This is a genomic window from Hymenobacter agri (assembly GCF_054778495.1).
In genome coordinates this window covers 1-7876 of the sequence record NZ_BAAGZM010000160.1, presented here as the reverse complement: position 1 = coordinate 7876, position 7876 = coordinate 1, and the positions used below count along the sequence as shown (strand labels likewise).

General features: G+C 62.1%; 8 protein-coding genes. 4 read left to right on the top strand and 4 right to left on the bottom strand.

All coding sequences use genetic code 11. The features are described 5' to 3' along the window. Positions 1-191: hypothetical protein (locus tag ACYVDE_RS10130; protein ID WP_460501391.1), on the top strand; the 191-nt coding region annotated here is incomplete at its 5' end. A gap of 76 nt (positions 192-267) precedes the next feature. Here the strand turns inward: ACYVDE_RS10130 and ACYVDE_RS10125 are convergent. From ACYVDE_RS10125 to msrB, 3 genes are all read right to left on the bottom strand, one after another. Further along, a complete protein-coding gene (locus ACYVDE_RS10125) occupies positions 268-642 on the bottom strand; it encodes a hypothetical protein (RefSeq protein WP_460501390.1) in 375 nt (124 codons plus the stop codon). 74 nt (positions 643-716) lie between these two features. After that, positions 717-1508: a DUF3050 domain-containing protein gene (locus tag ACYVDE_RS10120; protein WP_460501389.1), complete on the bottom strand. Its 792-nt coding sequence runs from the start codon at positions 1506-1508 to the stop codon at positions 717-719. Between the two features lie 164 nt (positions 1509-1672). Further along, positions 1673-2224 carry a peptide-methionine (R)-S-oxide reductase gene (msrB, locus tag ACYVDE_RS10115; RefSeq protein ID WP_460501388.1) on the bottom strand — a complete coding sequence of 184 codons (552 nt, stop codon included), beginning with the start codon at positions 2222-2224 and terminating at the stop codon, positions 1673-1675. A 228-nt stretch (positions 2225-2452) separates the two neighbouring features. Between msrB and typA the strand changes: the two genes are divergently transcribed. The 3 genes from typA (at position 2453) to galB (ending at position 7375) form a co-directional block, all read left to right on the top strand. Continuing rightward, complete coding sequence (gene typA, locus ACYVDE_RS10110; RefSeq protein ID WP_460501387.1) at positions 2453-4264, top strand: GTP-binding protein TypA/BipA; 1812 nt, start codon at positions 2453-2455, stop codon at positions 4262-4264. A 75-nt stretch (positions 4265-4339) separates the two neighbouring features. Continuing rightward, positions 4340-4849: a DUF6630 family protein gene (locus tag ACYVDE_RS10105; protein ID WP_460501386.1), complete on the top strand. Its 510-nt coding sequence runs from the start codon at positions 4340-4342 to the stop codon at positions 4847-4849. Between the two features lie 75 nt (positions 4850-4924). Further along, positions 4925-7375, top strand: coding sequence for a beta-galactosidase GalB (gene galB, locus ACYVDE_RS10100; protein WP_460501385.1), 2451 nt, complete (start codon positions 4925-4927; stop codon positions 7373-7375). A gap of 27 nt (positions 7376-7402) precedes the next feature. On the opposite strand, the gene ACYVDE_RS10095 is transcribed toward galB, so the two are convergent. Further along, positions 7403-7876: TrmH family RNA methyltransferase (locus ACYVDE_RS10095; RefSeq protein WP_460501384.1), on the bottom strand; the 474-nt coding region annotated here is incomplete at its 5' end.

The following is a 7876-nucleotide window of genomic DNA, read 5'->3' as shown; positions in this document are numbered from 1 at the left end:
CCGCCCCTGCAACTGACAACGCGGCAGCGGCCGAAACGCCCGCTACCCCCGCGGCCAGTGCGGCACCGCGCACTGCGGCTAAAAAGCCCGCTCCCAAACGTAACACGGCAGCTAATACTGCCCCCGAGCCCGAGGCGGGTGGCCTGCTGAACTCGGCCGACAGCCCGAGCACCGGCGAGGTAAGCGAATAGCTTTATTTTTCTTCGACCATATAAAAAGCCCGCTACCAATTGCTGGTAGCGGGCTTTTTATATGGTCGAAAAGCATCTATCGGAGGCGGGTGGTATCGAGCGGTACCGGGGCGTTGTTGTTGAGGCGGCGCAGGCGGGTTTCGGTCGTCGTGTTGTTGGGGTCGTCGGTGTTCACGTTTTCGATGCGCTTTTCGCGGTTGATGTCGGCGGCCTGCTCGCCCAGACGCACGCGGTTGGGAGTGGCATCGGGTACGGCGTAGCCGGTGCGGCTGGGTGCCCCATTGCTGTTGTAAAGCGCGCGGCGGTCGGCATCGGTGCGCACTTCGGTGGGCACGGCGCTGGGCGTAGCCGTTTCGGCGGCCTGGTCCGACACCGAACAGGCGGCCAGACTAGCAATTGCCCCGAGTGCGCTCAGGGTATAGAAAAAGCGGGAAACAGCGCGAAAAGCCATAACAGAAAGCAAGACAGGCTGCCGAAATCGGCAGCCTGTCTGAAACGCGGGATACGGGGCGAGGGTTGGCTTGTTTACGCGGGCAACACAGCAGCGGCCGCCGGCACAATACCGTCCCAGAGCACCATGCGGGCTTCGAGACTGCGGATGGCAACCTGCTGGCACTCCTGCCAGCGTGTGGGGTCGTCGCCACACAGCTCGCGCACCATTTGCTCGGCCAGGGGGGCGTGCACGTCCTCGTCGAGCTCGATGTGGCGGTCGAGGTAATACACAAACGTGTCGAGCTGGCCCGGGAACCGGTCCCGCAACTCGCCCACCAGCTGGCGGAACATGGCCGGAATCAAATCCTCGCGGCCAAACGTGAAGGCAGATGCTACGGCGTGGGGCTTATTAGAATTGATGATGTCGAAGGTAGTTTCGACGAACTCGCGTACCGATTCAGGCGCATCGGCTTCGGCCAGGGCCTGAGCCACGGGGCGGCCCGCCGTGATGGCCGCCACCAGCCGCCGGATGGGTGCGGTATCGGCGCCGCATTCTTCCATGGCCTGCACGTAGAGCTCGAAATGGCTGACGGGGCGGCCCTGCAGGTCAACGTCCGACTCTTCACCCAGCACAATCTCGTTGATGAGGCGGCGCGTGGCCGGATTGGGCGAGGGCACCCACGGCACGGCTACGCAGGTTAGGTCGCGCTGCAGCGCCTTGAGCAGCGACATAAAATCCCACACCGCAAATACGTGGTGCTCCATGAAGCGCCGCAGGTCGGCCAGGGTTTCGAGGCGCTGGCACACGCCGTTATTGAGCAGCTGCTGGCGCGTGGTCTCAATGGCCTGCTGCAGATATTCGATAGGGTCGGAATGACTTTCCATGAGCGAGATAACAAGGATAAAATAGGACTGATTCTGCTTTTACGCCGGCAAAATAACGGGCGACGCACCGCAACTACACGCTTTAACAAACGAAAAGCCCCCCGGGTTGGATTCCCGGGGGACTTGCGAATGTGAATTTTCTCAGAAAATCACCAAGCTTTTCTTTATTTCTTCTCAAATACCAGCGCGTTGCCGTCCATGCAGTAGCGCTGGCCGGTGGGCTTGGGGCCGTCGTCGAACACGTGGCCGAGGTGGCCGCCGCACTTGGCGCACACAATCTCGTCACGGCTCATGCCGAAGCTGTTGTCGGCGGCCACTTTCACGCTGGCAGCAGTGGCCGGCGCGAAGAAGCTGGGCCAGCCAGTGCCCGACTCAAACTTGGTGTCGGAGGTGAAGAGCAGGTTGTGGTCGGCGGCGCAGTAGTAGTTGCCGGCGGCGTGGTTGTCGTGGTATTTGCCGGTGAAGGGACGCTCGGTGCCCTGCTCGCGCAGGATGTAGTACTGGTCGGGCGTGAGCAGCTTTTTCCACTCGGCGTCGGTATGGCGCACCGGAAACTCATTGGGCTTGCCCGTGACGGGCTGGGGCTTGGGGTAGGTTTTGCCGGCCGTGGCGGGGCGGGTCGCGGCGGGCGTATTCAGGGCCACATCGCGCTTCTGCGAGCAGGCCGAATTGAGTGAAAGCACCGAAACAAGAAGAATCAGCAGGGAAAAACGCATGATGAGAGGTGGTTTGAATGATAGGTGACCAACATACGGCGGCGGGACCCGGTTCGGTCGGCCGGGCAGACGAAAGCAGGCCGGGAACCTTACACCCCAGCTAAGCCATTTAGGGCGACTAGCTTGGCTGCGCAGCGGGGTGCGGCAGCCGGGCTTGTGTTAATAGTTGAGTACCACAAGGCTTTGCGCTATTTTCTCCGTACCTTTGCACCCGCAAAACCAACCCATATGGCCCAGAATATCCGGAACATTGCCATCATCGCTCACGTTGACCACGGCAAGACCACCCTGGTGGATAAGATTATCCACGCATCCAAAATTTTCGACGCCCACCAGCAGTTCGACGACCTCATCCTCGACAACAACGACCTGGAGCGCGAGCGCGGCATCACCATCGTTTCGAAGAACGTGTCGGTGCGCTACAAAGACGTTAAAATCAACATCATCGACACCCCTGGTCACGCCGACTTCGGCGGTGAGGTAGAGCGCGTGTTGAAGCTGGCCGACGGCGTGCTGCTGCTCGTGGACGCCTTCGAAGGCGCCATGCCGCAGACCCGCTTCGTGCTGGGCAAAGCCATCGACCTGGGCCTGAAGCCCATCGTGGTGGTGAACAAAGTAGACAAGGAAAACTGCCGCCCCGACGAGGTGCACGAGCAGGTGTTCGACCTGATGTTCAACCTCGGCGCTACCGAAGACCAGCTGGACTTCGTGACGCTGTACGGCTCCTCGAAGCAGGGCTGGATGAGCACCGACTGGAAAGTGAAAACCGACAACATCACGCCCCTGCTGGATGCCGTGCTGGAGTCGATTCCGCCGGCGCCGAGCCTGGAAGGCACCCCGCAGATGCAGATTACCTCGCTCGACTACTCGTCGTTCGTGGGCCGCATCGCCATCGGCCGCGTGCACCGCGGCACCCTGAAAGAGGGCGCCAACATGAGCCTGATGAAGGCCGACGGCAGCATCAAGAAGGTGAAAATCCGCGAGCTGCACGTGTTTGAGGGCCTGGGTAAAAACAAGGTAACCGAAGTGAGCAGCGGCGAAATCTGCGCCGTATCGGGCATCGAAGGCTTCGACATTGGCGACACGCTGGCCGACTTCGAAAACCCCGAGGCCCTGGAGCGCATCAGCATCGACGAGCCGACGATGAACATGCTGTTCACCATCAACAACTCGCCGTTCTTCGGCAAGGAAGGTAAGTTTGTGACCTCGCGCCACCTGCGCGACCGTCTGTTCAAGGAAACCGAGAAAAACCTGGCCCTGCGCGTGCAGCCGACCGACAAAGAGGACTCGTTCCTGGTATTCGGCCGCGGCATTCTCCACTTGTCGGTACTCATCGAGACCATGCGTCGCGAAGGCTACGAGCTGCAGGTGGGTCAGCCCCAGGTTATCTTCAAGGAAGACGACAACGGCAAGCGCCTCGAGCCGATGGAATTGCTCGTGGTGGACGTGCCCGAGGAAACCGCCGGCAAGGTGATTGAGCTGGTGAGCATGCGCAAAGGCGAGATGACCATCATGGAGCCGAAGGGCGACCTGCAGCACCTTGAATTCCGCATTCCGTCGCGCGGCCTCATCGGCCTGCGCAACAACGTGCTGACCGCCACCGGCGGCGAGGCCATCATGAACCACCGTTTCATCGACTTCGAAGAGCACAAGGGCGTGATTCCGGGCCGTATTGCCGGCTCGCTGATTTCGCTGGAAACCGGCCCCGGCACGGCTTACACCATCGACAAGATGCAGGACCGCGGCTCGTTCTTCGTGGACCCGGGCGAGGAAGTGTACGCCGGCCAGGTGATTGGCGAGCATACCCGCCCCAACGACTTGACCATCAACATTCAGAAAGGCAAGAAGCTGACCAACATGCGCGCTTCGGGCTCGGACGATAACGCCAAGATTGTGCCCAAGCGCCAGTTCTCGCTGGAGGAAGCCATGGAATACATCCAGAAAGATGAGTACCTGGAAGTAACGCCGAAATCGGTGCGCATGCGCAAGATTCTGCTCGACGAAAACGAGCGTCTGCGCTACGCTAAGACGGCCGAATAATTATTCTGAATGAATAATTTTGAAGAGGGCGCGGCTTTGGTCGCGCCCTTTTTCATTCACCAAGGAGCTATAATTATGAACCAAGAGAATCTGAGCCGCTTCGTGCAGCTCTTTACCCTGAATGATGCCGACGCCACCCAGCGCGTGCGCGAGCGGCTGGCGCTGGTGCTGACGGATGCGGCCGGCTATCAGGAGCAGTTTGCCGAGGAACTGGCGGAGCGCGACATCGTAACTGAATTGCCGACACAGGAGCTGCGCGACGTGGCCCTTATCGATGCGCTGCTTGATGCAGAGCTTATTTGGGAATGCGACTGGCAGGATACCGCCGCGTGGCTGATAGTCGGAATTAATGAAGTCCTGATGCAACAGCGCCGAACCCGCTGGCCCAATGAGCCCGCTCGCCCTTCGGTGATTGGCCCGGAGGCACTTGATATTGTGCAGGATTTATTGGAGCCTTGCGGCTTGGCTTTGGTCCTTTTCACTTTAGATGCCGATGCTTACGCCCTGAGCGTGGTGGCCGATGCACAGGCCGAGGAAGCCCGCCAGCTGGCGAAGGAATTGGGCTTCGGCATCACGGTGTATTAGGCCGGGGAAGTCGGATAATCGATTGTGTAAAGCCGGGCGGGCGTACCTTGCGGGCTCATTCTCCCCTGCCCGCTTATGCTGCTTAAGAACCTGCTGCGCGCCACGCTGCTGCTGGCCGCCACCACCGCCACGGCTCAGAGCCGGCACGAATACCTGCTCGATTCGAACTGGAAGTTTTCGAAGGGCGATGTGCCCAACGCGGCCAAGCCGGATTTTGCCGATGCCAAATGGCAGACGGTGAGCATCCCGCACGACTGGGCCATTACGGGACCATTCGACGGGAACAACGACCTGCAGGTGGTGAAGATTGAGCAGAACAACGAGCAGGCGGCCACCCAGAAATCGGGCCGTACGGGCGGGCTGCCGTTCATTGGCACGGGCTGGTACCGGCGCAGGCTGGCGGTGCCGGGCTTCGGGCCGGGCAAGCGGGCCGTGCTGGTGTTTGATGGCGCGATGAGCGACCCGCACGTGTTCGTGAATGGCAAGGAGGCGGGCCACTGGGCTTATGGCTACAACTCGTTTTCGCTGGACATTACCTCTCTACTGAAGCCCGGCGACGGCAACGTGCTGGCCGTGCGCCTCAACAACCAGCCCGAAGCTTCGCGCTGGTACCCCGGCGCAGGCCTCTACCGCAACGTGCACCTGGTGGTGACGGACGACGTGCACATCCCGGTGTGGGGCACGTACCTGACGACGCCCGACATCACGGCGGCGCAGGCGAAGGTGAACCTGAAAACGACGGTGGCTACACCGGGTAACAAGCCGCAGGCCCTGCGGCTCGACACAGAAATTCGGGACGCGGCCGGCAAGGTGGTGGCCACCACGAGCACGAACTTGGCCGATGGGCTGACGTTTGAGCAGAACCTGACGGTGCCGACGCCGAAGCTGTGGTCGCCGGAAACGCCGGTGCTGTACACGGCCGTGTCGAAGCTGTATGCGGGCAAGGAGCTGAAGGATGCGTACACGACGCCGTTTGGCATTCGCTCCTTCAAGCTGGAGAAGGGCGTGGGTTTCTCGCTGAACGGGCAGCCACGCAAGTTTAAGGGCGTGTGCAACCACCACGATTTGGGCCCGCTGGGCGCGGCCATCAACACGGCAGCGCTGCGCCGGCAGCTGGTGCTGCTGAAGGATATGGGCTGCGACGCCATTCGGACCTCGCACAACATGCCCGCGCCCGAGCTGGTAACGCTGTGCGACGAAATGGGCCTGATGCTGATGGTGGAATCGTTTGACGAGTGGAAGGCGCCGAAGGTGAAGAACGGCTACAGCCAGTACTTCGACGAGTGGGCCGAGAAGGACCTGACCAACATGGTGCACCACTACCGCAACAACCCGTCGGTGATTATGTGGAGCATCGGCAACGAGGTGCCCGACCAGAGCAACGCCAACGGCCCGCTCATTGCCAAGCGCCTGCAGGACCTCGTACACCGCGAAGACCCCACCCGCCCCGTGACGATGGGCATGGACCGCTACGACGACGATTTCAAGTACGGCATCGTGAACGTGATTGACATTCCCGGCTTCAACTACAAGCCCCGCCTGTATGGGCAGGCGCTGACCAAGCTGCCGCAGGGCTTCCTGCTGGGCTCGGAAACGGCTTCGACGGTGAGCTCGCGCGGGGTATACAAGTTTCCGGTGGAGAAGGCCAAGCAGAAGCAGTACCCGGATAACCAGTCGTCGAGCTACGACTTGGAGGCGTGCAGCTGGTCGCAGACGCCGGACGAGGAATTCGCGGCGCAGGATGATACGCCGAATGCCATCGGTGAATTCGTGTGGACGGGCTTCGACTACCTGGGTGAGCCCACGCCCTACGACGAGAAGTGGCCGTCGCACAGCTCCTACTTCGGTATTCTGGACCTGGCCGGCATACCCAAAGACCGGTACTACCTGTACCGCGCCCGCTGGAACCCCACCCAGCCCACGCTGCACCTCGTGCCGCACTGGACCTGGACTGGCCGCGAAGGGCAGACTACGCCGGTGTTTGCTTACACCAATTACCCCTCGGCCGAGCTGTTTGTGAACGGCCAGAGCCAGGGCCGCCAGACCAAAGGCCCATCCAACGAGCCCCAGACCCGCTACCGCCTGATGTGGAAGGACGTGAAATACGCGCCCGGCAGCATTAAAGTGGTGGCCTACGATGCCCAGGGCAAAGCCGTGGCCACCGAGGAAGTGCGCACGGCCGGCGCGCCGCACCACATCAAGCTGGTGGCCGACCGCCCGGCCCTCGCGGCCGATGGCAAGGACCTGGCTTTCATCACCGCCCGCGTGGAGGACAAGGACGGCAACCTCTGCCCTGACGCCACGCAGTCGCTGAGCTTCGCGGTGAGCGGCGCGGGCAGCTTCCGCGCCATCGGCAACGGCGACGCCACCAACCTGGAGCCGTTCCAGAAGCCGCAGATGCACGCGTTTCAGGGGCAGCTGGTGGCCATTGTGCAAGCGGGCAGCAAGGCCGGGGCCGTGCAGGTGAAAGCCAGCGGCACGGGGCTGCAGCCGGGTACCATTAGCCTGCAAACCCGCGCAAACTAGTCGCCTTACCGGGCGATTGATAGCGGGTTATTCCTTCGAGGCCGTGCGCTGGCGTACGGCTTCGAAGGCCAGCACGGCGCCGGCCACGCTCACGTTGAGCGAGTCGATGCGGCCCATCATGGGGATGATGATGGTGTCGTCGCAGGCGGCGAGGGCGGCGGGCGTCAGGCCGTCGGCCTCGGTGCCCAGCACCAGGGCCGTGGGGCGGCGGAAGTCGCACTCGAGGTAGGAATGCGCTTGGGGCGTGAGGGCAGCGGCGTAGCTGCGAATGCCCTGCGCACGCAGAAAAGTGGTGATTTCGGCCATGGGCGCAGCCACCACGGGCACCGAGAACACGCAGCCGATGCTGGACCGGATGGTGTTGGGGTTGTAGAGGTCGGTGCGCGCGTCGCCGATGAGCACGGCATCGACCGGAGCGGCGTCGGCGGTGCGCAGAATGGCGCCGAGGTTGCCGGGCTTCTCCACGGCTTCGAGCACGAGCAGCAGCGGATTGGCGGGCAG